The sequence below is a fragment of the Streptomyces sp. NPDC002676 genome, from assembly GCF_053592455.1.
In genome coordinates this window covers 208257-234511 of sequence record NZ_JBSFVT010000012.1, presented here as the reverse complement: position 1 = coordinate 234511, position 26255 = coordinate 208257, and the positions used below count along the sequence as shown (strand labels likewise).

The following is a 26255-nucleotide window of genomic DNA, read 5'->3' as shown; positions in this document are numbered from 1 at the left end:
CTCATCAGGGGCAGGCTTGTTGAGACCCTCGTCGCCTCACGGGCAGCGACGGAATCCAGACCCTGCCGACCGCATGCAGGGACCAACTCGAAACCGGCGACCTGGCCTTGGACTACGAGCCTGCGGCCCGCGCCCGGCTGCACGGACACACCGTCATCTACGTGTGTACCGTGAGACTTGGGCCATGAGGAAGAGTACGAGTCCGCAGGCGGCGACCAGGATCCAGCCCGGACGGGACGCATGGGCCAAACCGGCCGGGGTGCTGTGGGCCACCAGGCTGCCGGCGAGGGCGATGCCGAGTGCGGAGCCGAGCTGTCGTGCGGTGGACGTGATCGCTCCTGCCACCGCGGCCCGTGCGGGAGGCAGCCCGCTGACCGCGGTGTTGGTGATCGGCGCGTTGGCGAAGCCGAACCCGATGCCGATCAACAGGTAGGCAAGGAGAAGCAGGGGCAGGCCCGAGTGCCGGTCGAGTCCCACCAGGCTCAGGCCGCCCGCCGTGATGAAGCCGCCCGCAAGGCTCAGAGGGAGCCGCGTTCCGGTACGACCGACCAGACGGCCGGACCACGGTGCGCAAAGCGTCGCTCCGACGGCCATGGGCAGGGTCGCCGCGCCGGCGGCCAGGGGGGTGAAGCCCCGGGTGTGCTGGAGATAGAGAGTGTTGAGCAGCAGCGTGACGTTCAGGGCGACGAAGACCGCCACCGCGCCCAAGACCGCACCGCTGAACACGGGACTGCGGAAAAGCCGCAGGTCCATCAGCGGCTCACGCCGACGGCACTCCACCCACACGAAGCCGACCCCCGTCACAGCGCCGAATCCATAGGCAGCCAGTGCCGCCGACGACGTCCAGCCGATACGCGGCCCTTCGATGAGGACGCCGACCCAGACAGCGATGAGTACGGTGAGGAGAACCTGTCCCGGAGCGTCGAGCCGCCGCCCCCGCGGCCCCCGGGACTCGGGCACGAACACCGCGCTGAGGACCAGGGCGGCTGCGACGACCGGAGCGTTGATCCAGAACAGGGCCCGCCAGCCGAGCCCCGCGACGAGAGCACCTCCCGTGACCGGGCCGACGGCCATGCTGAGTCCGAAAACGGACGCCCAGACGCCGATCGCCTGCGCTCGCTCCCGCGGATCGGGCATCGCGTTCACCACGATCGCCAGAGCCACCGGGCTGAGCATCGAAGCGCCGATCCCCTGCACCGCGCGGGCCGCGACCAGCGCGCCCACCGAGCCAGCCGTGGCACAGGCCAGCGAGGCCGCGCCGAACACGGCCAGCCCCGACTGGAACACCCGTCGGCGCCCGAACCGGTCCGCCAGCGCGCCGGAGGAGATCAGCAGTCCGGCCAGGACGATGGTGTAGGCGTCCACGGTCCACTCAAGACTTCGCGTCCCGACACTCAGACCACGCCCGATGGCGGGCAGGCCCACATTGACGATGGTGGTGTCCAGACCCACCACGAACATGCCCAGGCAGCAGACGGCCAGCACCGTCCAGCGCCTGCGCGTACTCAGAACGGCCTGAACAGGACGAGTCGTTGTGACGGTCATGGTCTGCCTCTCACCTCGGGGAGCACTACCCGGCCAGGCTCGGGCAGGACCACAACCACAGCCGAGCCCGTTTGCGAAGACCGCAAAAGATCTGACGCTGCGCCGGGACCGCGGACTGACACTGGAGGCGCTTGCAGCTGCCACCGGGCTCTCGGTGAGCACGCTGTCCCGTCTCGAATCAGGCAAGCGCCGCCCGATCCTGGGCCTGCTCATCCCCCTCGCGCGTGCGCACCGCGTCGCACTCGACCAACTTGTGGACAGACCGCGAATGCACTCTCCGCCCAGGCGAAATCGCGGAGTTCGACACAGGTCGTCCTCTACGGCGCCGGGCTCATCGAAGAAGGCTGCGCAGGGCGGTGCCGATGAGGGCGATGCCTTCCTCGATCTCGTGGGCGGGGCCCGCCGCGTAGCCGAGGACCAGGCCCGGAGGGCCAGGGGCGATCCGGTGCCAGGACAGTGGGTGGAGCTTGACACCCTGAGCGAGCGCGGCCTCGGCGAGGTCGGTGTCGCGGAAGCCGCTGCCACGAGCACCGTCCCGCGGGTCGCCGAAGGTGACCATCAGGTGCAGGCCGGCGGCTGCCCCGTGGACGCGGGCGGCGGGCAGATGCCTGTCGATCGCTCGCAGCATCACGTCCCGGCGCCGACGGTGACGCAGCCGGACATGGCGCAGGTGCCGTTCCAGCTCCCCCGAGTCCATCAGGCGAGCGAGGACGAGCTGGGTGAGGACGCCGTTGCCGAGATCGGCGTACCGCTTGGCCGCCACCAGGGCGTCCAGTCGGTCCGCCGGTACGAGGAGCCATCCCACCCGGAGCGCGGGCGCGAGCAGCTTGGAAACGCTGCCCGCATAGCAGACGCCGTCGGGCAACAGGGAACGCAACGCGGGCACCGGCGGCCGGTCGTAGCGGTGCTCGGCGTCGTAGTCGTCCTCGATGACCACCCCGCCTTCGGCCGCCCAGCTCAGCAGTTCACGGCGGCGCTCCCCGTCGAGGACGACACCGGTGGGGAACTGGTGGGCCGGGGTCAGCAGCACCGCCCGGGCGTCGCCGGCACGCAGCGCTCGCACGTCGAGGCCACCTTCGTCCACGGGAACGGGCACCAGCTCGTGGCCGCCGTACTCCAACTGCTGGCGCGCACCGAGCGAACCGGGGTCCTCGACGGCGATGCGGCGGATTCCGTCGGCCCGCAGGATCTGCCCCAGCAGGCCGAGAGCCTGTGCCACACCCGCGACCACCACCACCTCGTCCGGGTCGGCCCGGATGCCTCGGTTGCGGGCCAGCCAGCCGACCACGGCCCGGCGGAGAGCGGGGGCACCCCGGGGGTCGCCGTAGCCGAAGTCGGCCGGGGTGACGCTCGCGAGGACGGCGCGTTCGGCGCGCAGCCAGCTGGTGCGGGGGAAGGCGGCGAGGTCGGGGACGCCCGGTGAGAGGTCGATGCGGCAGGGCAGGGAGCGCAGAGCGTCGACCACGCCCTCGCGGTCGCCCGCGCCGAAGAGCACGGGCCCGGACCCATGCCCGGGACCCGCTACGTCGCGGGCGCGGGGCACGGCGGGCGCCGCCACGACCACCGTGCCGAGCCGGCCGCGACCGGCGATCTGGCCGGACTCGGCGAGCCGTCGGTACGCCTCGGTGACCACACCCCGTGTGACGCGCAGTTCCGCGGCGAGCACCCGGCTGGCGGGCAGCCGCGCTCCGACGGGCAGCCGGCCGTCGGCGATGGCTGACCGCAGCCGGTCGGCGAGCCAGGCGGTGCGCCCACCGGGCGGGGCCGTGCCGATGTCCAGCTGCAGGAAGTCCGAGCCGACAGGCGCAGTGAACGCCGGCGTGTTGTCCGCCGACGCGTCCGCTGCCGTCGCCGAGCCCTGCGGTCCGGCGGCCGGGCCGGTCCCCGGGTGTGACTTTTTGGACCCCTGTGCCGGTGGTGTTGTGGACCTGCCCATGCCGTCCATTGTGAAGGCACCGTGGACGGCATGGACTCACCTTCCGCTCCGTTCGCCCAGCTCGTCCCAGGCATGGTCGGGATGACGCTGGTCGGCAGCAGCGTCACCGTCTCGCACACGCTCGTCGGCGCCCCACTCTTCACCGCCCAGGCGGTCCGGTACGCGGCCGCCACCGCGATCCTCCTGGTCATGGCCCGGATCACCGGTGCTCGCCTGGTGTGGCCGCGTGGCCGGGAGTGGCTCTGGCTGGCCGGGATCGCGGTCACCGGTCTGGTGCTCTTCAACGTGGCCGTGGTCCGGGGCGTCGCCCACGCGGAGCCGGCGGTGATCGCCGTAGCAGTCGCCTGCGTACCGGTGGTGCTCGGGGTGGTGGGCCCGGTTCTGGAGCGGCGCAGGCCGAGCCGGCAGGTCCTGCTGGCGGCGCCTGTCGTCATGGCGGGCGCGGTGCTGGTGGAGGGAACCGGCCGCACCGATGCCGTCGGAGTGGCCTGGGCGGGGCTGGCCCTGGGCTGCGAGGCCGCGTTCACCCTGCTCGCGGTGCCGGTACTGCGAAGACACTCGCCGTGGGGCGTGTCCGTGCACGCGATGTGGCTGGCCGGCGTGCTGCTGGCCGTCCTCGGCGCTACGTCGGAAGGGCCTTCGGCAGTACGGGAGTTGACCGGGCCCCAGTGGGCGGCTGCCGGCTATCTGGCGCTGATGGTGACGGCGGTCGCCTTCGTACTGTGGTATTCGACGGTCCGCGCCGTCGGGGCCGGACGAGCCGGACTGCTCACCGGTATCGCGCCTCTCGCCGCAGCGGCCGTCGACACGGTCTCAGGCGGCGGCGCACCAGGGCCGTCGGTATGGCTGGGCATCGGCCTACTGATCCTCGGACTGGTCGCCGGCCTGCGCCCACGCAATGTTCTCGGCGCAGAATGCACTCGGTTGCAGGCTCAACCAAGGCGCGGGGCGGCGCTGCTGATCACGACCGGCGGTGACGGCGTCGGTCACCGGGTGCGGCCGTGTCATCAGTGTCGAGGGCGTTAGCCCGGCGGAGCGACAGGACGCTGTGCTGCACGTTCGTCTGGGTACGGTCCATGCGGCGGTCGATTCGGGTCCTTCTTCCCTGACCCCGAGCCGTGTCCGGGCCGCCCCATCTCCGTGCCGAGGCATTCCCGAGGAGTGAGTACCATGGCCCCGCAGTCCGATCCGACGGTGCCCCAGGTGACCATGACGCTGGCCGCACTCGCGGCCACCGGGGCCACCCCGCGTCCGTCCGGGGAAACCCTCGCGCAGCAGTCGGCGCGGATCTTCCAGGGCATCAAGACGCAACTGGAAAATCCGCAGCTCGCCACAGGGGGCACCTGGCAGCCGGTGTGGCTGGCGCTGAGCCCGGACAACGCGAACATGGCGTACATCGCGCGCAACACCGACGGCTCGAACGAGTTCGCCGTGGTCACGCGTGGAACGATCGCCAGCTTGACCGACATCCTCGAGGACCTCGACGTCGGCACAGTCGTCCCGTTCCATGTGAACCCGTCGGCGAATCCCGTCGCCGTGTCCAAGGGGGCCATGGAGGCCTTCACGCAGATCGCCAACGCGCCCTCGCTCATCCCGGTGGAGGACATGCAGGGTGCCGACGCACGTGGGTCGGAGGCCGTCATTCCCCCTCTGGGCGGCACAGTCCGAGACGCGCTCGAAATGCTCCTCCAGTCGGTGCCTCCCTCTCCGCCCCCGACCGTGTACGTGACCGGCCACAGCCTGGGCGGCTGCCTGGCGACCATGATCGCTCCGTACCTGTGGACGGAGATCCCGCAGGCGAAGTTCGCGTTGGTCACCTACGCCGCTCCCACCGCCGGACTGCAGAGTTTCGTCGACTACCTCAACACCTTTCCGTGGCTGATGAACGAGCGTCATGTCAACGCCTACGACCTGGTACCGCTGGCGTGGGACGATCTCGCGGGTGCCAAGAACTGGTACCCGAGCCCGGGGCCGGCGGCAACGGACGAGGTGAAGTTGCTTATGGATGTGGTCGGCGGGAGCACGAAGGGCAATGTCTACGTCCAGCCCGGAGTCACCTCGCTGACGAACGTCGACTACACGGTTCTGGCGAAGAACCTGGTCAACAAGACCACCGCGGACTTCCTCGGCCAGGGCGGCTTCCAGCACGCCAACTCCACGTACCTGAGCCTGCTGGGGGCACCCGAGATCGCCGCCGGCCCCGTGGTGACCGGGGTGAGCCCGACCTTCGGTGACTTGAGAACCACCGTGATCATCAGCGGCAGCGGTTTCACCTCGGACAGTGTGGTTGACTTCGGCCCCATCCCCGTCCCCGTCGGCGACTTCGTCATCGATTCCGACACTCAGATCACAGCCACCGCGCCCCTCGGAACCGGCATCGTCGACGTCCGCGTCACCAACATGTTCGGCACCTCTCCAGCCGTACCTCTGGGGCAGTTCGCCTACAACGGACCCGCACCCGTGGTGGTCAGCGCGGTCAGCCCGACCAGTGGAAAGGCCCGCACCCAGGTCATGATCACCGGCTCGGGCTTCGACTCCGGCGCCACTGTGTACTTCAACAAGACCGCCGCGGCCTCGGTCACGGTCCACTCGCCCAGCCAGATCACGGCTACCGCGCCGGTACTGCTCGACGACAGCCAAACGGTGGACGTCACCGTGAAGGTCGGCCTCGCCACCTCTGTAACCAGCCCCGCCGACGAGTTCACCTACACGGGACTGTGATCCGCACACCGACCGTTCCTCCGCTCCTCCGCAACAAAGGCCCGCGACCAGCCGACAGCCTCCGGACGGCAGCGTGCGATTGCGCCTGTCGTCCAGCCCCCGCGGAGCAACCCCTCGACTGCGAGCGACCAGGTTGACGGCGTGTCAGACGACGGATCGCCGCTCCGCGACGCAAGGGTGACCCACACACCTCACGAGAAAGGGGCAAGAGATGCCTGAAGTCACCACTCCGTACGCGACCGGCACCCCGTGCTGGGTCGATCTCATGGCGAAGGACCAGCAGGCCGCGCTGGACTTCTACCGCGACCTGCTCGGCTGGCAGGGCCAGCCCGGTCCGGCCGAGTTCGGCGGGTACGCGGTCTGCGAGCTGAACGGCAAGGCGGCGGCCGGCATCGGCCCGACGATGGCCCCCGAGGGGATGCCGGAACCGCCGACCGTCTGGACCAGCTACCTGGCCAGTACCGACGCCCAGGCCACCCAGGAGCAGATCGTCAGCGCAGGTGGCACCCTGCTCGTCCCGGTGGTGGACGTCGGTGACCTCGGCCGGATGCTGATCGCCACCGACCCGCAGGGTGCGGTGTTCGGTGTCTGGCAGCCCGGCGAGTTCTCCGGCGCGCAAGTGGTCAACGAGGCCGGAGCACTGACCTGGAACGAGCTGCACACCAATGACGTGTCCGGCGCCACCGCCTTCTACGGCGAGGCGTTCGGCATCGAGATCGAGCCGATGGAGGGCACGGACTCGTACTGGACCCTGCAAGTCGGCGGCCGCGCGGTCGGCGGCGTCACGCTCCTCGCCAACGACCCGCCGGGCACCCCGGCGCACTGGCTGACCTACTTCGCGGTCGACGACGTCGACTCCACCGTGGACGCCCTGGTCAAGCGCAACGGCACGGTCCTTGTCCCGCCGTTCGACATGATGGCCGGCCGGATGACGGTGGTCACCGACCCGCAGGGCGCCCCCTTCGCAATGATCAAGCCGACCCCGATGTAAACCGCATCCGCGCCCCGCCCGCCCGCAAACCGCGAGGCGGGCGACGTCGGCACTCGGCGCACGATCCGATTTGCCCCTGCGGCGGCTACGAGCCCGAGCCGTCACCGCCCAGTAGGTCGATGACCTGCGAGCGGACGACCTCCCAGGCAGCGATCGGAAGGTCACCGAAGGTCGTGTCGCGCAGCGCCAGAAGGGCCCGCTCGGCGCCGGTGTTGCAGACCGTCGCGCCGCTGAACACGTCGTAGCCGTCGCGCACAGCGACACGCAGACGGACACCTGCGCCGTCATCGTTGTGCAGGGCCGATGCGACGACAAGGGGTGGGCGTCCGTCCGGGCCGGAAGGCAGCTTGCGGTACGAGCAGGCGATCGGCTCACGCCAGTGAAGGCTGAGCAGCACGGGGCGCTTGGCCACCACTTCGCCCAGGTCGGTCTCGTGGACACCGTCCGATTCCAGCACTCTGGCCCGGGCCTCCAGGACGAGCGCACCGGGCAGCAGGCAGCGCAGCGTGCTGCCGACGAGATTGCCACCGACCGTCGCGGTACGGCGCACGGCCCCCGTCCCCACCGTGGCAGCCGCCAGGCGCAGTACGTCCGGCACACGGTCGTCGATGCGGTTGAGAACCACGGCGGAGCCGAGCGTCTCACGTCCGATGACGTTGGCATCCGGCAGGTCGCGCAACGACATGGCCAGTTCCGGGAAGCCCTCGCGCTGCCAGGTGGCCCACACGAGTGTCGCGCCACCGATCGGAACGGCCGCCTCGGCGAGACACTCCTGCGCTTCGGACAGGGACATGGGCAGACGCAACAGCACTCCGGTCGACCTGCCTTCCTCATGAGTTGGGTACGGGACAGGCTTTCGGCCACCTGCCCGCAGACAGGACGCAGTCTTCTCACACGGGCAGGGGGCGCGTACAGGGCTCACGTCCGGATGCCGTGCGCCCTCGTGCCGGGCCGGTGAAGCCCTGCCATGACTCAGGGCCTTGTGCCGCACGCTGCGCTCGACGCCGACGCGATCACGGTGTGGCCGGCACGGCCGGTTCGGCCGGTTCGGTGCGGGGACGCCTCGTGCGGTCCTGCCGCCGCGCTGAACCCCGGTTCATCCTGCGGGTGATGTGGGCGGTACGGACGGCTCGTCGGCAAGCAGGCAGGCGGCGAGGGCCGCGGTGTCGTCCGTCAGGCGGTTGTTGCTGAAGGCCAGCAGATCATGGTGGAGCAGTGCCAGCAGCTCCTCGGGCGGGAGGGGGCCCCAGGAACGGAGTCGCTGGAGAAGAGGGTAGAAGGAACCGGCCGCGTCCCGCGTCTCCGTGACGCCATCCGTGTAGAACAGCAGCTGCTCGCCGGGCCGAAAGGGGTAGACGTCGACGTGATGCGGGTCCGTGACCAGCATGCCGAGGTTCAAAGGCGGAGCTGACCGCCCCCGGTCCAGTTCGTGCACATCGCCGGCGCTGAGGAGGAGCGGAGGGGGGTGGCCGCAGTTGACGACTCGGACGTAATGGCAGCCTGTGGGGATCTCGGCGAAGACAGCGGTGACGAACCGCTCGCCCACCTCGCTTCCGCCGAGTTGCGTCGCCCTGCGGTGCATGCTCGTCTCCACGCGGTTCACCAGGGCCGGGAGATCGGGTTCGTCATACGCCGCTTCGCGGAACGCGCCGAGCAGGGTGGCAGCGGTCTCGACGGCGAGCAGACCCTTGCCGCGGACGTCGCCGATGAGCAACCGAACCCCGTACCCGGTGGGGACGGCCTCATAGAGGTCGCCGCCGATACGTGCTTCCGCGGAGGCGGAGAGGTACAGGCTCTCGAGGCGCAGGTTGCCGATCCGGTGGGGAACCGGTCTGAGCAGGACGCGCTGCGCGATCTCGGCCACAAAACGTACGTCGGCGAGCGTGCGCTCACGGCGGATCCGGTGGGCGGCCAGGATCGTGCCGAGGATGCCTACCAGGCCGGTGCAGACATAGCTGGCCACGTAATGGCGGTCCCACAGATAACCGACCGGCCGGCCCGCACAGCACGGAGTGCCGGCCAGCACCCCTTCGAGGAGGACGGCGAACACCGCGGCGCCACCGACGACGACGGGCCCATAGGCGAAGGCGGTCACCAGGGGCAGGGCGACCAGCAAGAAGCTGATCGGCCACTCCACGGGCGTGACCGGTTCGAGCACCAGAACGCCCGCGACGTACATGACCGGAAGCCAGAGCATCCACGCCGGAGGCGCGGACAGCCTGGTCCGTGCGGCGATGCCGGCCTCGGTCTCCTGGCCGGGACGTACGTTCCTCACCCGTTACTCCAGAAAGTCAACGCCATGGGACCGGGCAGAACGGCCCGATCGGCCCTGCCCGCGGGTGGTCGGCATCCCGGAGGGTTCCGCCTACATGGTCTTCGCACACGGGACTCCTGTCGCACAACACCGCCGAAGGTCCAGCCTGGTATGCGCCACCGCAGCCCGACGCTGATTGCTCCACTCAACGGCATGTTCCGACAGCTCGCCCGACCGGAGGCTACGACTCCCCGTGTGGATGCGGTCTTACCGCCCCGCTCGGTTTCGGCCGACCCGGATGGCGGATCGTGCGTACGGCGCTCGGCATACGACGCCGAACGCGCCGTGACGCGGATCCTGCGAGGCACGCCACGCTCCGCCCGCGCCACGCGTGCCGAACCCGGTGCCCCAGTGCCACTGAGCAGAGTGGCCGACTTCGGATGAGCACCGGTTCCGCGTACTCTCGACATACGCGGTGATCACAGTAGAAATGGAGCGCCATGGACCTTCGGCTCAAAGACAAGGTCGCCGTCGTCACCGGGGCGAGCAAGGGTATCGGCCTCGCCATCGCCGATGCGTTCGCCCGTGAAGGCGCACACGTCGTCGCCGGCAGCCGGAGCGTCACTCCCGAGCTCGAAGCGCTCCGTGAGAGCTACGGCGTCACCGCAGTACCGGTCGACCTGTCCACCGCAGACGGACCAGACACGCTCGTCAGGCGCGCGGTGGACCAGTACGGCAGAGTCGACATCCTGGTCAACAACCTGGGCACCGCAACGTCCCGTCCGAGCTTCCTGGACATCGACGACGCCGAGTGGCAACGGATCTTCAACATGACCCTGTTCAGCGCGGTCCGAGCCAGCCGTGCGGCGCTTCCTCACCTGCTGGACGCGGACGAAGGGTCCATCATCAACATCAGCTCCATCAACGCGCGCCTGCCCTTCCCCATGGTCGCGGACTACTCCGCGGCCAAGGCCGGGCTGGCCAGCCTGACCAAGTCACTGTCCGAGGAGTTCGCACCGCGGGGCGTCCGGGTCAACGCGATCGCCCCAGGACCGGTCCGCACCCCCTTCTGGACCGCTCCGGGTGGCTTCGCCGATGCGACGGCGGCCCAGGCCGGCACCACCGCGCAGGAAGCCATCGATGTAGTCGTGCCGCAGAGCATGGGCATCTCCACCGGACGGGTCACCGAACCTCACGAAGTCGCGGATCTGGCTCTCTTCCTCGCCTCGCCACTCGCCGGCAACATCACGGGAGCCGAGTTCACCATCGACGGCGGCCAGGTCAAGACGGTGTGATCCCTTGGTGATTCGTGAAGGCCAGGTTGCCGTCCGGGGTGCGCCGACGCGTGGTTGCCGGTGCGGAAGTAGCCGTCGGTGGTGAAGGAGCGTGCGTTGTGGTCGGGCGCCCGGTAGTAGCCTCGCAGGGTGTACGGACCACGGGCGAGGAGTTCGCCGGGTTCTCCGTCGGGCACGTCCTTGCCGTCGACGTCGACGATGCGGATCTCATCGTCGGGCGAGAGCGGGCGGCCCTGCGTGCTGAGCACGGTCTCGTCCGGATCGTCGAGCCGGGTGAGGGTGAGCAGCCCCTCGGCCGTCCCGAAGACCTGCTGCAGGCGACAGCCCAATTCGGGGCCTATCCGTTCGGCCGTCGCCCGGCACAAGGGCGCGCCGCCGATCTGGACGAGACGCAGACTGCTCACGTCGGCCTGGACCGTGGGGAGTACGTCGAGCCAGAGCTGAGCGACGGCGGGCACCAACGACGTGATGGTGACCCGCTCCCGTCCGATGACCGGAAGGCATTCGGCGGGTCCCGAATCCTCGGCCAGGACGACGGTGCCGCCGACCGAGAGGGTGCCGACGACGCCGGGGCAGCCGAAGGTGAAGTTGAACTCGGCGGGTAGTGCGGCGAGATACACGTCGTTCTCGGTGAGCGACACCAACTCGGAGGCGGCCTGCGCCTGGTAGGCGTAGTCGTTGTGGGTGCGCGGAATGAGCTGGGGCGCCGCGGCGGTACCACCGGAGAGCAGGAAGAACGCCACCTGGTCAGCGCTCTGCGCAAACGCCGGCTCGGGCGGGGCGTCGACGGAGCCCAGCGGGAAGTAGTGGCAGCCCGACGGGTCGGTCGAAAGGCCACCGTACGGGGATGAGGCGCCCGGCGCCTCAAGAGTGAACACCCGCCTCAGGAAGGGCCCTTGGGCCGCGATGTCCGCGGCCATCGCCGTGTGGTCGAAGCCCTGGTGCGTCGAGGGGCCGACGTAGCCGACGGCCTCGGTGACCCGCACGACATGGGACACCTCGGAAGCGCGGTGCGAGAGCGGGCAGAACACGGGGACCGCGCCGACGCGCATCAGCGCGAACACGGTGATGACGAACTCGGGAACGTTCGGCAGCTGGACGACGACCCGTTGCCCGGGCCGGAGGCCGCGCAGGCGGAATCCTGCGGCCATACGGTCCACACGCCGGTTCAGGTTCGCGTACGTGATGCGGGTGCCGTCGTGCACGAGCGCGGTCCGCGGCCCGTACTGCAGGGCCCGGTCACGCAGCAGGTTGTCCAGCGTGTTGCCACGCCAGTGTCCGGCAGCCCAGTAGCGGTCGACGAACTCCTCGGGCCAGGGCGTGCAGCCGCCGAGCATGGATGTCATTCGCTTCCTTCCCTCCTCGGCGCCGGAAAGCAACCCCTCCGCCTTGACTTTGGCAACTCAATCGGTCAACACCCCTATATTCAATGCGCTTTCCCGACCAAGGATGCTGAATTCAGTCAGCAGAAGGTCCAATGTGCGCCGCGGGCCAGGAGGAATGGTCGCGGCTCAATTCGAGGCCTCGACGACTGGTTTGGCCGAGGCCGCGGCATATCAGTCGTCCGGGGAGGGTCGGGCCTGGCATGGTGTTCGTCATGAGCTCCCAGCCCGCGCACCCCCAACAGGTCCGCCACCACGACCACGGCATGTGGCTCGTCCAGTTCACCAGCCGGGTGCTCGTTGTCTGCCCGAAGTGCGGTGGCCGCGCGCTCGTCGTGCCCCTGCCCGGTCTCACATCGCCGAAGTACTTCAGTGAGCTGCTCTTCCAGCCTCGCCGGCTCAGCTGCGCCGGCTGCGGCGCGGTGGCGGACCGGACCGCCGAGCAGCGGGGCGCCGGCCTGGTCGGGGCTGTGGTCGGCGGCACCGAGGACCCCTTCTTCCGGCGTCCGCTCTGGCTTCAGACCCACTGTGCGGGACGGATCCTGTGGGCCTACGACGAGGAGCACGTCGATGCTCTCGCCGCTTACGTGGGTGCCCGGCTGCGCGAGCGTCACGCCTCCCCCACCATGGGGATGTTCGCCCGGCTGCCCGCCTGGATGAAGTCCGCTCGCCACCGGGACCAGGTGCTGGCCGGCCTCTCAACCCTCCGGACCCTCGCCCGGCGCTCGGCCCCGGCCGACCGCTCCGACGCGGCCCACGAACGCGGCGACCGCCCGCGCCATCACGGCAGCATCCTCTTCCGCGGCGGCCCCTACTAGGGACCTACGAGTCCGTTGACTCGGAAGGCGATAGCGCCCTGCCGAGCGGCAGCCCGCTGACTGTGCATACCACCGCAGTGCTCGACGAGGAGGCTGTCGGATGGACTATGGGACGCGGTGCGAACGCGCCGTCACGGCACTGGACGAGTGCGACGAGATCGAGATGGAACGACGGCCCGCAGACCCCGACCTGACGCCGGAGCGGCTCGCGCTGCCGGCCGATACCGACCTCGTACTCGATCGGATCTCAGTCGGCTGTGGCACACGGCTCGACGAGATCCTGCGGCCCTACCACTTCGCGGCCGACGAGTACCACGCGGAATGGATCACCGCGGATGACCGGGTTCGAGGCGAGTTCTGCCTGGGGAACATTCACGACTGCCTGGTTGACGGCCGTCTTCCGCTGACGGACGAGGAACTGAGCCCCGACGAGCGGAGGGTGCTCGCCGAGTTGAGATCTTCGATCAGGCTCCCTTCGGCGGCGCGGGTCAGGTGACCGGTTCGCGCGTACCGCCGCGGGACGGCGGACTCGAAGTCTGGCACTACATCTCGACCCGTACCGAACTCCACCGCCTGGACCTCGCCATGTTCGAGGCTTTCCCCGTCCTGTTCCCCGTCCTGTTCCCCGACCACGACTACGAGCCGCTGCGCGCACAAGATTTGCTTGTGCTAGCTCTATATAGGCTTTAGCCGATATTTGACTCTACGGCTTATCCTGTACTCCAGACACACTCGGAAGGAGACCAGCACCCCATGACCGCCACAGACCCCGCGCTCACCGCCCTGGCCAATGGATGGGGCGCTCTGTCTCTGCTGCACGGCAAGATCGAAGCGCACATCGAGCGCGCCCTGCAGTCCCGGCACGACCTGAGCGTTCGCGAGTACTCGCTGCTCGACGTGCTCAGCCGGCAGCACGACGGCGAAGGCGGGCATCTGCAGATGAAGCAGGTCGCCGACGCGGTCGTTCTCAGCCAGAGCGCCACCACCCGCCTCGTCAGCCGCCTGGAAGACCGCGGCCTGCTGTCCCGGTACCTGTGCCCGACCGACCGCCGCGGCATCTACACCAACGTCACGGAAACTGGTCTGAAGCTCCTGGAGGAGGCGCGGCCGACCAACGACGACGCCCTCCGGGAGGCGCTCGACGAAGCCGCGAAGAACCCGGAGCTGACTCCGCTGGTCGAGGCGGTAGAAGCATTGGACGCCCCGCCGGGACGCCCGTAGCACCGAACACCCCCGTTCACTTCCGCCCAGGCCGATTCCAGAACCGCGCGGGGCCTGGGGCCGTACCTCCAACAGCCGCCGGAACCGACGCAGCAGGCCAGCCGCATACTGCCGGCCTCACCACAGCAGGTCTGGAACCTCATCGGCGGATTCCACGCCCTGCCGGACTGGCTCCCGTACATCCCCGAGAGCACCGCGCTCGAAGGCGGCAAGGTGCGCAAGCCGGCGAACCCGGACGGCGATCGCGCCGACGGTAGCCGCTGCCCTTGGCCTGTTCGTCGCGCATTGCTTTCGGTCCGCCGCGCGATGAACGGCCAATACGGCACACTGGCCGGCCCGGTGGTCCTGGCGGTCGCCTCCGAGCTCGTGATCAGCCACGCCACCGGGCCTGGCAGCACCCGCCTGAGCCTGCTCCTGTTCGGCGGCCCGAGCCTTACCTGATCACGCAGGCATGGTGGTACTACGTCACCACGGGACAGGCTTGGGCCGCACGGCTGCTCGCGTGCGGGGCGTGCACACCGTCGCCGGGATCGCGGCGCCGTGGCGCTGCCGCCGCTGGTCTCCCTGCCGGAAGGACTCCACCCGGTCCACGAGCGTCCCGGATTCGGCCAGATCGGCCCAGATTCGGAGGAATCCGCGTCGGGGGCATGCCGTAGTCGGCAGGATGGGGCCATGGACCTTGGGGATGTAGGGCCAGGCGGTGTGCGACCGGTGGTGGTGCGGGTTCCGGTGGAACCGGTCGAGGCCGCGGTGGAGGCCGACGCAGTCGACGCCGCCGTACAGGCCGGTGCTGTGGCCTTCCGCGGTCCGCTGTTCGGTGTCGCCGCCCAGAACGCCGACGACGGGCAGCGGTGGCGGGTGGTGGTCGCGGTGTCGGCCAACTGCCCGCAGATGGCGCGCGACAGCCTGAATTCGCTGCTGTGGTTCCGCGCGAGGGACGAGGCCCAGGACAGGGCGGAGCGTCGTGCTCTGCTGGCGGCGGTTGCCCGGCTGGAGAGGGAGCGCGTCGACGAGCTGAAAGTGCTCGAAACGCGCTACCGGATCGTGCGCGCCGAGGAGTACGCCGGTGCGGGCGCCGACGGTATCGAGCAGCCACGCCCGACCGATCCGGAGCCCCTCGCCCCTGACTGGAGCCCCGGCACCAGGCAGGCAGCGATAGACGACGGCCTGGTCCTGGACCCGGACGCGCCGCTCACCCCCACTCAGGCGGCGGAACGGCTGGCACTGCGCAGTTTCGCCTACACCGGCTCCCGGTTTCCCGATGCCGTACGCAGCGAATCGCGCCGGGCGTTGAAGACCCACCCCGACGTCCTGCTGCTGCCCGCGACGTTCACAGTCGTAGAGAAGGACAGCCCTGGGTGGCAGCCGGTCAGTCGCCCACACGCCAGTGCGCATGGCGCACGCAAGACGCTGGACTTCTTCCTGACGTGGCTCGAGCCGCGCCAGCGCGGGCTCATCCCTGTGGACGCCGACCGGCATGTGGACGCCCGTACCGAGGTTGCCGAGAACGCCGGCTCCGCGGACGCAGAGCTGACCGCGTACGCCGAGGCCGCCGACCGGCTGCGCACCGGACGGGTCAACCAGCTGGAGGTCCTGGACACCGTCTACCGGATCGCCCGCACCCGCCGCCTCCTGCGCTGGGGACCCGACGGGCCCGAAGGGCCGCGTCCGTCCGACGACAACGGTCATGCCCCCGATCGCATCCATCCCGTGCTCGACGAGGACGGCAACATCCACTACGAAGACGCTGAAGACTGAGCCTGGCAGGCACGCCAGAATGCCACGAAGCCGGCTCCGTCATCAGCGTCCGGCTCGTCCGGCCACCGTTTGAAGGGCCAACAAGACAGCGCATCGCGCCTCGTGCAGCATGGTTGAAGGCCTTGCCTGGGGCAATGGGTGTGTGCGTGCGCGCCACCAGCGCCGCCATCGGGAACGTCTGCCGACACGGCCCGGGCCTTTGTCAGCCGACGGCTGCGGCAATCCACTCCCACGAACCGGTATTCCCCGGAGGGGTGGCTGGCTTCAGCGATCCGCCCGTACCGGCACCGTCATGTGAGGCGCCAGGCCCACCACCAGCTCGCACGCCCACATGCACCCCGACGACGCGGCAGATGCAGATGCAGATGGAGGGACGAGCGATGACGACTGCGAAGGACATCATGCACCCGGGTGCCCAGTGGATACCCCAGCACGAGACGCTGGACCGCGCGGCGCAGATGATGCGGGACCACGAGGTGGGCGCGCTTCCGGTCAGCGACCCCAACAATCACGACCGGATGATCGGCATCATCACCGACCGCGACATCGTGGTGAAGTGCGTCGCTTCAGGTCACGACCCCGCGCGGATGACGTGCGGTGACCTGTGCGAGGGCACGCCGCGCTGGATCGACGCGGCTGCCGACATCTCTGAGGCCCTGCAGGAGATGGCGAGCCACCAGATCAAGCGCCTCCCTGTGGTCGAGAACAAGCGAATGGTCGGAATGATCAGCGAGACCGACATCGCCCAGCATCTCTCCGACGACCAGCTCACGGAGTTCGTCCACCGGGTATACGCACGGTGATCCTGGAGGATGCAGCACACCTCCCCGCGTCGTTCTAGGGATCCCTGATCAGCGACGCGGACACCGCGTCGCCACCGCCGAACCATGGCCGGACTCCAAGATGATCTCCGCCGTGCTGCACGACGCCTCGCTGAGTCGCATCTGCTCGACGACGTCCTCTCGGACGAGCTGGGTTGCCGAGGCGTCGTGTTGTTCTACAGGGGTAACCGCATCTTCGCGCCGACTCCGCCGGCACGTGTGGCGCCCGCCTGATCACTCGTGTGCCACGGCGCAAGGGGTGTGGAAGCAGTCCCATTCGTCCTGAACGTCTTCTCGCGGGTGGTCATCGGCCGACAGGTGGCTGACCACACGAACACGAACTCCCCCTGCGTGCCCTGGAGATGGCGCTTCCGCGGAGGTCGACCATGACCGAGCGGCTACCGCCGCCCCTCACCCCGCCATGAGCGCCATCCCGCAAGCGGTGCGATGCCGAAAAATTCCACCGAAACGGATATTCAACCCATGGCGCACATCACACCAAATATGGTTCGCGCTTCAACTACATCGACGTAGCCTCGTCAGTGCCTGAGCAAGGAGGAAATGTCATGGCACACAAGATCACCCGTCGCACCGCCCTCACGGCCGCCTCTGTCACAACGGCCGCACTCCTCATCGCAGCGGGCCCTGCGTCAGCAGCCAACCATCGCGCCGGCAACGAGTCCGCCGCCGTTACGCATTCCGTGCAGTTTGCCGACGCCCACGACCACGGTGTCCACGCCGACGCTCGCCGCGCCTGGGTCCTCGGGCAGGTCTACTGGATGCGTGACCACCAGGGTCTTTCCCTCCGAGGGGACGCCCACCACGGTCTGCACCGCCAGGCGCGTGACTGACCGCGTTGAAAGGGCCGCTCGTGCAGGGCACTCACCTTCGGCAGGTCAGCCACCAGCCGTAGTACATCGAGAGAAGCAACGCCATGGAGATCTTCGTCGAGCAGGAATGCGAGATGCGCCTGGTGGTCGCACCAGGCTCCAGCATCGGTGTAGCGACCCGTCTGTGGTACAGCCCGCATGACCCCTATGCCGTCTACGTCGACTTCCACACCGGCCCCGACACCAGAACCACATGGGTGTTCGCTCGCGACCTGCTCGCCATGGGCACAGTCCGGCCGTCCGGAGACGGCGACGTGCGGATCTGGCCGACCCGCGCAGGCCGGCGACGCGTCCTGTGCCTGGCTTTGTCCGTGCCGGACGGACAGGCCCTGCTCCGCGCCCCCTTGGCCGGGGTGAAACGATGGCTGGAGCGGACCTACCAGACGGTTCCAAGAGGTCAGGAATCGCAACTGCTCGACTTGGAAGACGAGTTGTGCGGGCTCCTGGGAGAGACAGCCTGAACTGCCCGATGCGCCACCGCGCCACGAAAGCACCCTTCTAGCATGCACTGATGCGCGTGCCGGCTTCTTGTGACGGAGTTGTCGTGATGGACATCACGGGGTCAATAGGGAGAAAAGGTGCAATCATCGAGATCGTGCAGTTTTCAACCATTTTGCCAGAGCCTGCTCCATTGAAGGTGCCACTACTGGCAGGTCGCCTCACGCGCGCGCTCCGGGCCCGTCAGTCCCCGCATGTGGTGAGCGGCGCCAAGACGCTGATCGCGGCCCTGCTCGCGTGGGGTGCCTCGGAGTCCTGGGCTCCGGCGGGGCGACCCTTCCTGGCGGTGGCAACGGCTTTGCTCATGGTCAACGCCTCCACGGTGCACCAGTCCGTGACGAAGGCGGTACACAGCGTGGCAGCGCGTGTGGCCGGCCTGGCCGTTGCTCTCGGGGCAGCCCGGCTGCTGGGGCCGACTGCGGGCGCTGTGGTGGTCATCGCCCTCCTCGCGGTGCTGGCGGGTCCCCGCCGCACTGCCGATGATCGGCTGCAGATCGCCTCGACCGCGGTCATCGCGCTGACTGCCACGACGACCGGCCCCATGGACAGTCTCGTGTCCCCGGTCCTGGAGACCCTCACCGGAGCCGTCGTGGGCATCGTCGTGAACGCCGTCCTCCTGCCTCCGCTGTACATGGATGAGTCCGCATCCGCCGTGCGTGACCTTGCCCATGCCATGGGATCACTGCTGAGCGACATGGGAGCCGGTCTGGAGCACCGGCAGCTCAGGTCCAGGGCCCACGGCTGGCTCCACCGTGCCCGCAGCCTGGACAAACGTCTGGCTCATGCCGAGGAACAAGTGCGGCAGGCGGACGAAAGCCTTCGGTGGAACACACGCTGTGCGGCCCATACCCCGCGCAAGGAAGTGCCCTCCGGTGAGGCATTCCGGGCTTTGCGTGGGGTCGCCCTCCAGGTACGCGGCATCGCCCGGGCTCTGGCAGACAACGCCCTGGACGGCCATACCGATCACCACCTGGGCCACGAGTTCCTCGACCGCTATGCCGAAACCCTGCGGCTGGCAGGAGCGGCCGTCCGGGAGTTCGTCGAACCATCCGGGCCGACCGGTTCACCCGGCGCGATGCCCCGTGAGCGGCTACGGCAGGCCATCGACGGGGTACTGGCCTGGCACGACACCATGACGAGCCTCATCGGCCGGGGCACTCTCACCAAGCCCGGCGCATGGCACCTCTACGGCTCCCTCATGACCGACGTGGAAAGGCTCCTGGCCGACCTGAACCACGCGTTCGTGCACGCAAATGGCCTCTCCCCACAGACTGTTTAGGGAAATTCGGCTACGGACGCTGTGCCTGGCCGCCCGACCCTCAATATTGACGGCGCCCGATGGCCCCCGCACCGCCACATGCACCCAACACCCGAGCCCTTCACCCTCTGAGCCGCTCCGTGAGGAAGGCGATCATCTCGTTACGGGCACGCATCGTAGGGTGCCCCCGCTCGTCCACGAGATGTGCCGTGACCGACCTGCCCGCCCTCGCCGAAGCGTTCCACGTGAGCACACGAACCATGCGGCGTCGCTTCGGTGAGGAGGCCGGGCAGACCCCGCTCGCCTACTTGCAGTCCGCTCGGGTCCGCCGACGTCGGGTACGCGGACACGAGCACCTTCAGCGCCATCTTCGCCCGGCACACCGGCCGACGGCTCCGGGAGCCCTCCAGAGCCTGCCGACCTGCACGTATTCAGGGTAGAAGAGATTCAGTGCTCGCAGAGGGAGAATTCTCGTTCGTAGAGCTGCTCGTTGTGTTCGTTGACGAAGAACTTGCGTTCCTGCATGAGTTGTTCGCGGTAATTCATGGCCTGTTCGAGCGTCATGGTCGAGGTGTCGGACCATGGTTGTTGCGGTGGAACATCGGATGTCGAAACGATCTTTTCCGACGGGTCGACCAGGAAGAACGCGAGAATTTTGCGATATCCCGGGCGAGTGTGGTCCATGAGGCGGAATGAGCCGACGCGGTGTTGCAGGATGTTCGGAAACGCCAGGCAGCGGCCCGCTGGGGTCGATGCCGATCCCAGCATCTGGTTCAGTGCGTCTTCGTCCTCCAGGCCATAGACCTCACGCAGACCGTTGTCGTCATTCTGTTCGTAGTGCGGGTCGTCGAGTGCCGCCCGGAAACTCAGCCGGCTTTCGGTGATGTTCTCGCTATCCCAGTAGTAGATGCCGGTCGCGACGATCCGCTCGTTCAACATCCCCTCGACATGCCAGGAACCGCCAGGGTACTCGGGCTTGTCCGGAGTGAGATGAATGGTGGCGAGCTTGACGATGACCTGGAGATGGCGACCGCGCAGGTCGACTCGAGCGGATTCATCAGGCAACTCGGGCGAGGTGAAGGCCGGGGCGTCCGGGATGGCCGGGCGGCGGTTTTCCCACCAGTCGTCCTGGGCCTCTTCCCATGCACGGACGGCTTCTGCGTAGGCCCCATCATCACTGTAGGAGGATTTGTCCGGATACTCCGGCTCCGAGTCGTACCACCCGAAAGGATCGGCCTCGATCCGCAGGGGCCGCGGATGGCGCAGATCGGTGAGCACGTTCTCCAGCAGCGGGCGCAAACGCGCGAACAAGTCTGGCAGGACGGAGGCCAGTTCGCGATGAGTCTCGGGGTGGACGTTGTTGACGTACGAACGGAAGGCGACATCGCCGTCGTCACTGACGTCGACGTCCGTGGGCAGCCACTGGAATTTCTCCGAGAATTCGTACCTCGAGTAGCGGTCCGTCGGGTTCTGCCAAGCCCGCTCGGGCCCGCCGCTCGCCTCCCTCACCAGGCAGAACAGTGAGGGATGAACCAGATCCAGTACCTGGCCGTCGGATCCGGGATGCCAGTCCTGTTCTGCTTCGGGGACCTGTTCCAGAACCCGAACCGCCTCGCGCAGCCGGGATCTGAGCTTGTCGTCGACCAGTGTGTCCGACTGCCACACCCCGTCGACGGCGGACACCTCGACGCCGGTTCGTTCGTCCCGCAGCGCGGCGTAATGCACGAGTTCGGCAAGCACGTAACGAACCTGCGCTTCGGTGAGGCCCTGGGCGATGGCTTCCTGCGTCCACCTGGCGACGATGTCGGCATCGTTCATCTTCTCGAACCATCCCGGCTTCGCCCGAATGTGTGAGCTGCACTGCATCATCTGAAGTTCCCGCAGCGTTCGCGGTGTCGCGAACGATATGGAACGGGAAGCATGAAAGGGCAGCGGGAAAGCAGACAGGCCAGTCAATTCTTTCGGTCCTCCCAGTCGGTGTGCGGTGGCGGGAAGGATACTTCAGCAGACTGACACCGCAGCCGGCAGTTCGCAGACGCTAACCATGCCATGCGAGGGTGGACGAAGAGCCTGGACGCGGCTGGTGTCCGGGAGCCGGGGCTGCGTGGGGACTACGACCGTCAGCGGCACCTGGTACGACGGTACCGGCGCACCGCGTACTTGGCGGCCAGACTGCTGCTGCCACCGCAGTTGCTTCCGCACGTGGTCGCGGCGACCGCCGTGATGCACCACGGGGACAATCTCCTGGACACCGGGCCCCTGCCCCAGCGTGCGAAGGTGTGGGCGTCCTGGGAGCCGCAGGTGCGCGAGGCGCTGCGCACGGGGACGAGTGACACACCGCTGCTCCGTGCGCTCGTACACACCGTGTCCGCCCATCCCCGGCTGCGCGGGACCGTGGAGACCTACCTGGCGACCGCCACGGCCGAACTGCACTTCGCGGGCTTCGCCACCGAGGCCGATTACCAGGCCTATGTGGACGCCTACGTGTACCCCGCCTTCATGCTCGTCGCCGAAGTGCTCGCGCCGGGCGGCGACGACCAGCGGTACCGGGCCGCGTGCCGGACCTTCATCGACGGCAGTCAGCGGCTCGATTTCGTCAACGACCTCGCCGAGGACGTCCGGGAAGGACACGTGGGCATCCCGGCCGACACGATGGAACGTTTTGCGGTCACCGACGATCTGGGGGCCGGTGTCGGCGGCCCAGCCCTGGAGGAGCTGATCGCGGACCAGGTCACCACCGCCCGGGCCGCATTGCTGGCCGCGAGGGAGCTGCCGGCGCTCACCCCGGCACCTGGCCGACGGCTCGCGGGCGCGCTGGTGGAGATCGAACTGCTCACCGCGGACGCGGTGCTGGCACGGGGCGCCGGGGTGCTGCGCGGTTCTGTGAGCCCGCCGCTGGGCAGGACCCTACGCGTTCTTGCGCGCCGGTAGTGAGGGAGACGCGAGGCTCTTCGAGCGACTTGAAACTGGCCGACCCGTAACCGGCGCCGCCGATGCCCGTTGCGCCCGGCATGGACGAACTTCCTGATCCCATCTACGGCATGCCGGAGCTGCAGGAGCCGCGCTTGCCGCTGTTCACCCTTTCAGAGGCACACGAGCTGCTGGATGTCCTCCAGCACTTCGGTACGACCGACCATGACTGGGGTGCACGAGCACGGCACTTCGCAGCCGAGCTGGCGGTGCGCGTGCCCTCACACGACACATAGGCAGGTGAAGCCACCCTGATAATGGCACCAACACGGACCGGAGAGATGAAGGATCAATGGCATTCGAAGTGGGCCAGCGGGTGAGGCTGGCGGCGGACCTCAGGCTGGCCAGCACCGTCGCCGGCTGCCTGGCCCTGGCAGCGGGCACCGAGGGCACCGTCGAGCGGGTCGACGAGCCTCGGCACCCGGAACAGAGCCACGAGGTACGCGAGTACGTACGGCTCAAGTCGCTTCTCGACGACTTCGGCCTCCAGATGCCCCCGCAGAGCAGGAAGCAGCTCGAAGAGCAGATCAGCTCCCTGGAAGCCGAGTGGATCGCCTACCAGGAGCAGAGCCTCCGCGCGACCGTCCGCGTCCACTTCGACAACGGATTTGTCCTCGACGGTGCCCACGAAGACGTCTTCATCTCCGTCTGACTGTCTGGACGGGCCTCCTGCGCCGCGAGCCCAGCTTCCGTAGCGAGCAGGACATCCGCTGGGCCGGGCGTTGCCGTGGCTGGAAGAGCGTTCGCCGGCACAGGCCTTCGTCACCGCTCGGCCAACCCGGCGAACCTTCTGCCGCAGTCGGAAGCTGCGGGACGCGAGGCGGGGCCGGGGAGAGAATGTGCCGCATGACGGACAAAAAGGCGACGAAGCTGCCACGCAAGACGTACGAGACCGAACTTCTGCGCCTGCAGACGGAATTGGTGAAGCTGCAGGAGTGGGTGCGAGCCGAGGGAGCCCGGCTCGTGGTCGTCTTCGAGGGGCGGGACGCGGCCGGCAAGGGCGGAGCGATCCAGCGCGTCACCCAGTACCTCAATCCTCGTCTCGCCCGGATCGCGGCACTGCCCAAGCCGACGGAACGCGAGCGCACGCAGTGGTACTTCCAGCGGTACGTCGAGCACCTGCCGGCCGCCGGGGAGATCGTGCTCTTCGACCGGTCCTGGTACAACCGGGCCGGGGTCGAGCATGTCATGGGTTTCTGCACCGAGAAGGAGCACCAGCTGTTCCTGCGCCAGTGCCCGGTCTTCGAGCGGATGCTGGTCGAGGACGGGATCCTGCTGCGCAAGTACTGGTTCTCGGTGAGCGACGCGGTGCAGCAGGAGCGCTTCCAACGCCGCCTGGAGGATCCGCTGCGACGCTGGAAGCTGTCGCCGATGGACCTGAAGTCGATCACCCACTGGGAGGCGTACTCCCGGGCGAAGGACGAGATGATGGTGCACACCGACATCGCCGAGGCGCCCTGGTACATCGTCGAGAGCGACGACAAGCGGAGTGCGCGGCTGAACATGATGGCCCACCTGCTGGCGTCCGTCCCCTACCGTGAGGTGCCGCCACCGGTGCTGGAGCTGCCCGAGAGGCCGCCGTCCACCGGCTATGAGCGGCCTCCCCGTGACCTGTACACCTACGTTCCCGACCACACGGCGCAGCTGTGAACTCCGTACGGCCGGGCCGGGTTCACAGGAACCCACGGGCGCGTAGCGAGATCGAGGACGATGCGGGCTTTGACCGGCCCTACGAGGCTACGGCACCGCACGTGACTGCATGTGTTCAGTCGAGGATGGGTTACGGACCGGTTCGCGCACTGTTCGAACGTGTTCGGCCACCGCCTATCCATGACGCGACAAGTCGGGGCAATCGCGGGCCACTTGCGCTGGGATGTCCGCACCATTGCGAGCGACGTGGCGGGTAAGAGATGAATGCTTTCGTGGAAGAGCCGACACGTTCGGCGGACCGCGCGGTCATGAAGCGGTGCCGGTGCGGCGCCCAGCTGCCTCAGGGTGGTCCCTCGACGGCCGAAGAACGGTTTCGCGGGCTTCTGGAAGCGGCGCCGGACGCCATGGTCATCGTCGACGACACCGGCATCATCAGACTGGTCAACGCCCAGACCGAGGCGCTCTTCGGATACCGGCGCGAGGAACTGCTCGGCCGACCGGTCGAGTTGCTGGTGCCGCACCGCTTCCGGGACCACCACACCCGGCACCGCGACGGCTACGCGGCCAACCGGCAGGTGCGCCCCATGGGGGCGGGGCTGGAGTTGCACGGGCTGCGCAAGAACGGCAGTGAGTTCCCCGTCGAGATCAGCCTGAGCCCACTGGAGACGACGGACGGTCTGCTGGTGTCGGCGGCCGTGCGCGACGTCAGCGACCGCAAGGCGGCCGAGGCCCGCATCAACGAACTGGCCGCGCTCGTGGAGTCGTCCCAGGATGCCATCCTCGCCAAGACCCTCGACGGGGAGATCACCTACTGGAACGCCGCCGCCGCACGGCTGTACGGATACACCGCCGAGGAGGTCATCGGCCGGCATGTGACCCTGCTCGCCCCGGCCGAAATGCAGGACGACATCTGGGCACTGCTGGAACGGCTGCGGCACGGGGAGAAGGTCGAGCACTTCGAGACGCTGCGGGTCACCAAGGACGGGTCGTTCCTGGACGTGGACGTCACACTGTGGCCGACCAGGGACACCAGCGGGAAAGTCGTCGGCGCGTGCGCCATCGTCCGCGACATCAGCGACCGCAAGCGCGCGGAGGCCGAGTTGACGGCCCTGCTGGAACAGCAGCAGCACATCGCCCTCACCCTGCAGCGCAGCCTCATGGGAACGCCACCCGCCCTGCCCGGCCTGGACACCGCCAGCCGCTACCGGCCCGCCACCCAGGGCGCCGGTGTCGGCGGCGACTGGTTCGACCTCATACCCCTGGGCGCCGGACGGGTCGGGGTCCTCATCGGTGACGTGATGGGCCGCGGGCTGGAGGCCGCCGCCGTGATGGGCCAGCTGCGCTCGGCCGCGCATGCGCTCGCCAAAACGGGCATGCAGCCCCGCCAGCTGATGCAGGCCCTCGACACGGTGGTCACCGACCTGGACGTCCCCGACCAGCTGGTCACCTGCTGCTACCTGATCATCGCGCCTGACGACGGTACCGTCACGGTCTGCTCCGCCGGACATCTGCCCACCCTCGTCGTCGGCCCCTGGGACGGCGTCCGGGAACTGCCCACGCCGGTCAACGCCCCGCTCGGCGTCGGCGACGTCCTGTACGAACAGTCCTGCACGGACATCACTCCCGGCGCGACACTCGTGCTGTACACCGACGGCCTGATCGAGACGCCCGGCAGCGACATCGAGGCCCGGCTCGGTCAACTCACCACCGTCCTGGACACCTTCTTCCTGCATGACACCGGCCTGGAGGCAGCCGCCGACCATGTGCTGTCCGAGCTGCTCCCCGACGCCGAGGGCCACAACGACGACGTGACCCTGCTGCTGGCCCAGCTCCCGGCGGCGCCGCTCGCCGCCGTCACCACCGAGCTGCCCGCGACCCCGTCCTCCGTCCCCGACGGCCGTGACTTCCTGCGCCGGACCCTGGTCTCGTGGGAGTGCACGGTACCGGCCGACGACGCCCTCCTGCTCCTGTCCGAGACCCTCACCAACGCGGTTCAACACGCCGAGGGCCCCGTCGAGCTGCGCCTGTGCTGCACCGCCACAGACCTCACCGTCGAGGTCAGCGACCACAGCCCGCACCTCCCCCAGCCCCGCCTCACCTCCGAGGACGAGGAGTCCGGCCGCGGCCTGTTCCTGGTACGCACCCTCGCCGACAGCTGGGGGGTACGGCCGACCGACGAGGGCAAGACGACCTGGTTCACCTTGAAGCTGTGAGCCACTGATCGCGACCCCGCCCCTGCGTACCCGG

The 26255-nt window shown here is 68.6% G+C and carries 25 protein-coding genes and 1 pseudogene; 20 read left to right on the top strand and 6 right to left on the bottom strand.

Annotated features, from left to right (window positions below; all coding sequences use genetic code 11):
- Positions 1–153: 153 nt before the first annotated feature.
- Positions 154–1545, bottom strand: a complete 1392-nt coding sequence (locus ACWD3E_RS29065; RefSeq protein ID WP_451390530.1) for an MFS transporter — start codon at positions 1543–1545, stop codon at positions 154–156.
- Here ACWD3E_RS29065 and ACWD3E_RS29060 point away from each other — a divergent pair.
- Positions 1544–1744: pseudogene (locus ACWD3E_RS29060) on the top strand (helix-turn-helix domain-containing protein); the annotation flags it as partial. The gene ACWD3E_RS29065 and the pseudogene ACWD3E_RS29060 overlap by 2 nt on opposite strands.
- Before the next feature lie 132 nt (positions 1745–1876).
- Here the strand turns inward: ACWD3E_RS29060 and pdxR are convergent.
- Entirely contained in the window at positions 1877–3490 is a 1614-nt protein-coding gene (pdxR, locus tag ACWD3E_RS29055; RefSeq protein WP_451390529.1) for a MocR-like pyridoxine biosynthesis transcription factor PdxR, read from the bottom strand.
- Between the two features lie 21 nt (positions 3491–3511).
- Here pdxR and ACWD3E_RS29050 point away from each other — a divergent pair, with 21 nt between their 5' ends.
- The 3 genes from ACWD3E_RS29050 (at position 3512) to ACWD3E_RS29040 (ending at position 7193) form a co-directional block, all read left to right on the top strand.
- Positions 3512–4507, top strand: coding sequence for a DMT family transporter (locus ACWD3E_RS29050; RefSeq protein ID WP_451390528.1), 996 nt, complete (start codon positions 3512–3514; stop codon positions 4505–4507).
- Positions 4508–4651: 144 nt separating this feature from the next.
- Positions 4652–6202 (top strand): IPT/TIG domain-containing protein, encoded by a 1551-nt coding sequence (locus ACWD3E_RS29045; RefSeq protein ID WP_451390527.1) that lies wholly within the window; start codon positions 4652–4654, stop codon positions 6200–6202.
- A 211-nt stretch (positions 6203–6413) separates the two neighbouring features.
- A complete protein-coding gene (locus ACWD3E_RS29040) occupies positions 6414–7193 on the top strand; it encodes a VOC family protein (protein ID WP_451390526.1) in 780 nt (259 codons plus the stop codon).
- An 85-nt stretch (positions 7194–7278) separates the two neighbouring features.
- Here the strand turns inward: ACWD3E_RS29040 and ACWD3E_RS29035 are convergent, their stop codons facing one another.
- Positions 7279–8004, bottom strand: coding sequence for an FAD binding domain-containing protein (locus ACWD3E_RS29035; RefSeq protein WP_451390525.1), 726 nt, complete (start codon positions 8002–8004; stop codon positions 7279–7281).
- 285 nt (positions 8005–8289) lie between these two features.
- Positions 8290–9468 carry a PP2C family protein-serine/threonine phosphatase gene (locus ACWD3E_RS29030; RefSeq protein WP_451390524.1) on the bottom strand — a complete coding sequence of 393 codons (1179 nt, stop codon included), beginning with the start codon at positions 9466–9468 and terminating at the stop codon, positions 8290–8292.
- Positions 9469–9947: 479 nt separating this feature from the next.
- On the opposite strand from ACWD3E_RS29030, the gene ACWD3E_RS29025 reads away from it, so the two are divergent.
- Positions 9948–10742: an SDR family NAD(P)-dependent oxidoreductase gene (locus ACWD3E_RS29025; RefSeq protein ID WP_451390523.1), complete on the top strand. Its 795-nt coding sequence runs from the start codon at positions 9948–9950 to the stop codon at positions 10740–10742.
- Here ACWD3E_RS29025 and ACWD3E_RS29020 read toward each other — a convergent pair.
- On the bottom strand, positions 10640–12088 hold the full coding sequence (locus tag ACWD3E_RS29020) for a (2,3-dihydroxybenzoyl)adenylate synthase (RefSeq protein ID WP_451390522.1): 1449 nt from the start codon (positions 12086–12088) through the stop codon (positions 10640–10642). The two genes, ACWD3E_RS29025 and ACWD3E_RS29020, sit on opposite strands and share 103 nt — an antisense overlap.
- 251 nt (positions 12089–12339) lie before the next feature.
- Here ACWD3E_RS29020 and ACWD3E_RS29015 point away from each other — a divergent pair, with 251 nt between their 5' ends.
- The 10 genes from ACWD3E_RS29015 to ACWD3E_RS28970 all read left to right on the top strand — a co-directional run bounded on the left by ACWD3E_RS29015 (position 12340) and on the right by ACWD3E_RS28970 (position 19409).
- A complete protein-coding gene (locus ACWD3E_RS29015) occupies positions 12340–12942 on the top strand; it encodes a hypothetical protein (RefSeq protein WP_451390521.1) in 603 nt (200 codons plus the stop codon).
- A gap of 100 nt (positions 12943–13042) precedes the next feature.
- Complete coding sequence (locus ACWD3E_RS29010) at positions 13043–13438, top strand: hypothetical protein (protein ID WP_451390520.1); 396 nt, start codon at positions 13043–13045, stop codon at positions 13436–13438.
- Entirely contained in the window at positions 13435–13632 is a 198-nt protein-coding gene (locus tag ACWD3E_RS29005; protein ID WP_451390519.1) for a hypothetical protein, read from the top strand. The genes ACWD3E_RS29010 and ACWD3E_RS29005 overlap by 4 nt, the downstream gene beginning before the upstream one ends.
- 63 nt (positions 13633–13695) lie before the next feature.
- Complete coding sequence (locus ACWD3E_RS29000; protein ID WP_451390518.1) at positions 13696–14163, top strand: MarR family winged helix-turn-helix transcriptional regulator; 468 nt, start codon at positions 13696–13698, stop codon at positions 14161–14163.
- A 105-nt stretch (positions 14164–14268) separates the two neighbouring features.
- Entirely contained in the window at positions 14269–14604 is a 336-nt protein-coding gene (locus tag ACWD3E_RS28995; protein ID WP_451390562.1) for a hypothetical protein, read from the top strand.
- Between the two features lie 231 nt (positions 14605–14835).
- The gene (locus tag ACWD3E_RS28990; RefSeq protein WP_451390517.1) at positions 14836–15921 is read left to right on the top strand and encodes a DUF5954 family protein; all 1086 of its coding nucleotides are present in this window, start codon (positions 14836–14838) and stop codon (positions 15919–15921) included.
- 380 nt (positions 15922–16301) lie between these two features.
- Positions 16302–16724, top strand: a complete 423-nt coding sequence (locus tag ACWD3E_RS28985) for a CBS domain-containing protein (RefSeq protein ID WP_451390516.1) — start codon at positions 16302–16304, stop codon at positions 16722–16724.
- Between the two features lie 584 nt (positions 16725–17308).
- A complete protein-coding gene (locus tag ACWD3E_RS28980; RefSeq protein ID WP_451390515.1) occupies positions 17309–17593 on the top strand; it encodes a hypothetical protein in 285 nt (94 codons plus the stop codon).
- An 83-nt stretch (positions 17594–17676) separates the two neighbouring features.
- Complete coding sequence (locus ACWD3E_RS28975; RefSeq protein ID WP_451390514.1) at positions 17677–18093, top strand: SsgA family sporulation/cell division regulator; 417 nt, start codon at positions 17677–17679, stop codon at positions 18091–18093.
- Between the two features lie 86 nt (positions 18094–18179).
- Entirely contained in the window at positions 18180–19409 is a 1230-nt protein-coding gene (locus ACWD3E_RS28970; protein ID WP_451390561.1) for an FUSC family protein, read from the top strand.
- Between the two features lie 426 nt (positions 19410–19835).
- Here ACWD3E_RS28970 and ACWD3E_RS28965 read toward each other — a convergent pair whose 3' ends face one another.
- Positions 19836–21344 carry a DUF4246 domain-containing protein gene (locus ACWD3E_RS28965; protein ID WP_451390513.1) on the bottom strand — a complete coding sequence of 503 codons (1509 nt, stop codon included), beginning with the start codon at positions 21342–21344 and terminating at the stop codon, positions 19836–19838.
- A gap of 93 nt (positions 21345–21437) precedes the next feature.
- On the opposite strand from ACWD3E_RS28965, the gene ACWD3E_RS28960 reads away from it, so the two are divergent.
- The 5 genes from ACWD3E_RS28960 (at position 21438) to ACWD3E_RS28940 (ending at position 26221) form a co-directional block, all read left to right on the top strand.
- Positions 21438–22319, top strand: a complete 882-nt coding sequence (locus tag ACWD3E_RS28960) for a squalene/phytoene synthase family protein (protein WP_451390512.1) — start codon at positions 21438–21440, stop codon at positions 22317–22319.
- 110 nt (positions 22320–22429) lie between these two features.
- A complete protein-coding gene (locus ACWD3E_RS28955; RefSeq protein WP_451390511.1) occupies positions 22430–22594 on the top strand; it encodes a hypothetical protein in 165 nt (54 codons plus the stop codon).
- Between the two features lie 56 nt (positions 22595–22650).
- On the top strand, positions 22651–23010 hold the full coding sequence (locus ACWD3E_RS28950) for a hypothetical protein (protein ID WP_451390510.1): 360 nt from the start codon (positions 22651–22653) through the stop codon (positions 23008–23010).
- A 194-nt stretch (positions 23011–23204) separates the two neighbouring features.
- Positions 23205–24008 carry a polyphosphate kinase 2 gene (ppk2, locus tag ACWD3E_RS28945; RefSeq protein ID WP_451390509.1) on the top strand — a complete coding sequence of 268 codons (804 nt, stop codon included), beginning with the start codon at positions 23205–23207 and terminating at the stop codon, positions 24006–24008.
- A gap of 308 nt (positions 24009–24316) precedes the next feature.
- Complete coding sequence (locus ACWD3E_RS28940; protein WP_451390560.1) at positions 24317–26221, top strand: PAS domain S-box protein; 1905 nt, start codon at positions 24317–24319, stop codon at positions 26219–26221.
- Positions 26222–26255 lie beyond the last annotated feature (34 nt).

Bases quoted from the DNA above. Each gene is read 5' to 3' on its own strand.
- ACWD3E_RS29065 (WP_451390530.1), bottom strand. From the start codon at position 1,545: ATGACCGTCACAACGACTCGTCCTGTTCAGGCCGTTCTGAGTACGCGC.
- pdxR (WP_451390529.1), bottom strand. From the start codon at position 3,490: ATGGACGGCATGGGCAGGTCCACAACACCACCGGCACAGGGGTCCAAA.
- ACWD3E_RS29050 (WP_451390528.1), top strand. From the start codon at position 3,512: ATGGACTCACCTTCCGCTCCGTTCGCCCAGCTCGTCCCAGGCATGGTC.
- ACWD3E_RS29045 (WP_451390527.1), top strand. From the start codon at position 4,652: ATGGCCCCGCAGTCCGATCCGACGGTGCCCCAGGTGACCATGACGCTG.
- ACWD3E_RS29040 (WP_451390526.1), top strand. From the start codon at position 6,414: ATGCCTGAAGTCACCACTCCGTACGCGACCGGCACCCCGTGCTGGGTC.
- ACWD3E_RS29025 (WP_451390523.1), top strand. From the start codon at position 9,948: ATGGACCTTCGGCTCAAAGACAAGGTCGCCGTCGTCACCGGGGCGAGC.
- ACWD3E_RS29020 (WP_451390522.1), bottom strand. From the start codon at position 12,088: ATGACATCCATGCTCGGCGGCTGCACGCCCTGGCCCGAGGAGTTCGTC.
- ACWD3E_RS29015 (WP_451390521.1), top strand. From the start codon at position 12,340: ATGAGCTCCCAGCCCGCGCACCCCCAACAGGTCCGCCACCACGACCAC.
- ACWD3E_RS29010 (WP_451390520.1), top strand. From the start codon at position 13,043: ATGGACTATGGGACGCGGTGCGAACGCGCCGTCACGGCACTGGACGAG.
- ACWD3E_RS29000 (WP_451390518.1), top strand. From the start codon at position 13,696: ATGACCGCCACAGACCCCGCGCTCACCGCCCTGGCCAATGGATGGGGC.
- ACWD3E_RS28990 (WP_451390517.1), top strand. From the start codon at position 14,836: ATGGACCTTGGGGATGTAGGGCCAGGCGGTGTGCGACCGGTGGTGGTG.
- ACWD3E_RS28985 (WP_451390516.1), top strand. From the start codon at position 16,302: ATGACGACTGCGAAGGACATCATGCACCCGGGTGCCCAGTGGATACCC.
- ACWD3E_RS28980 (WP_451390515.1), top strand. From the start codon at position 17,309: ATGGCACACAAGATCACCCGTCGCACCGCCCTCACGGCCGCCTCTGTC.
- ACWD3E_RS28975 (WP_451390514.1), top strand. From the start codon at position 17,677: ATGGAGATCTTCGTCGAGCAGGAATGCGAGATGCGCCTGGTGGTCGCA.
- ACWD3E_RS28970 (WP_451390561.1), top strand. From the start codon at position 18,180: ATGGACATCACGGGGTCAATAGGGAGAAAAGGTGCAATCATCGAGATC.
- ACWD3E_RS28960 (WP_451390512.1), top strand. From the start codon at position 21,438: ATGCGAGGGTGGACGAAGAGCCTGGACGCGGCTGGTGTCCGGGAGCCG.
- ACWD3E_RS28955 (WP_451390511.1), top strand. From the start codon at position 22,430: ATGCCGGAGCTGCAGGAGCCGCGCTTGCCGCTGTTCACCCTTTCAGAG.
- ACWD3E_RS28950 (WP_451390510.1), top strand. From the start codon at position 22,651: ATGGCATTCGAAGTGGGCCAGCGGGTGAGGCTGGCGGCGGACCTCAGG.
- ppk2 (WP_451390509.1), top strand. From the start codon at position 23,205: ATGACGGACAAAAAGGCGACGAAGCTGCCACGCAAGACGTACGAGACC.
- ACWD3E_RS28940 (WP_451390560.1), top strand. From the start codon at position 24,317: ATGAAGCGGTGCCGGTGCGGCGCCCAGCTGCCTCAGGGTGGTCCCTCG.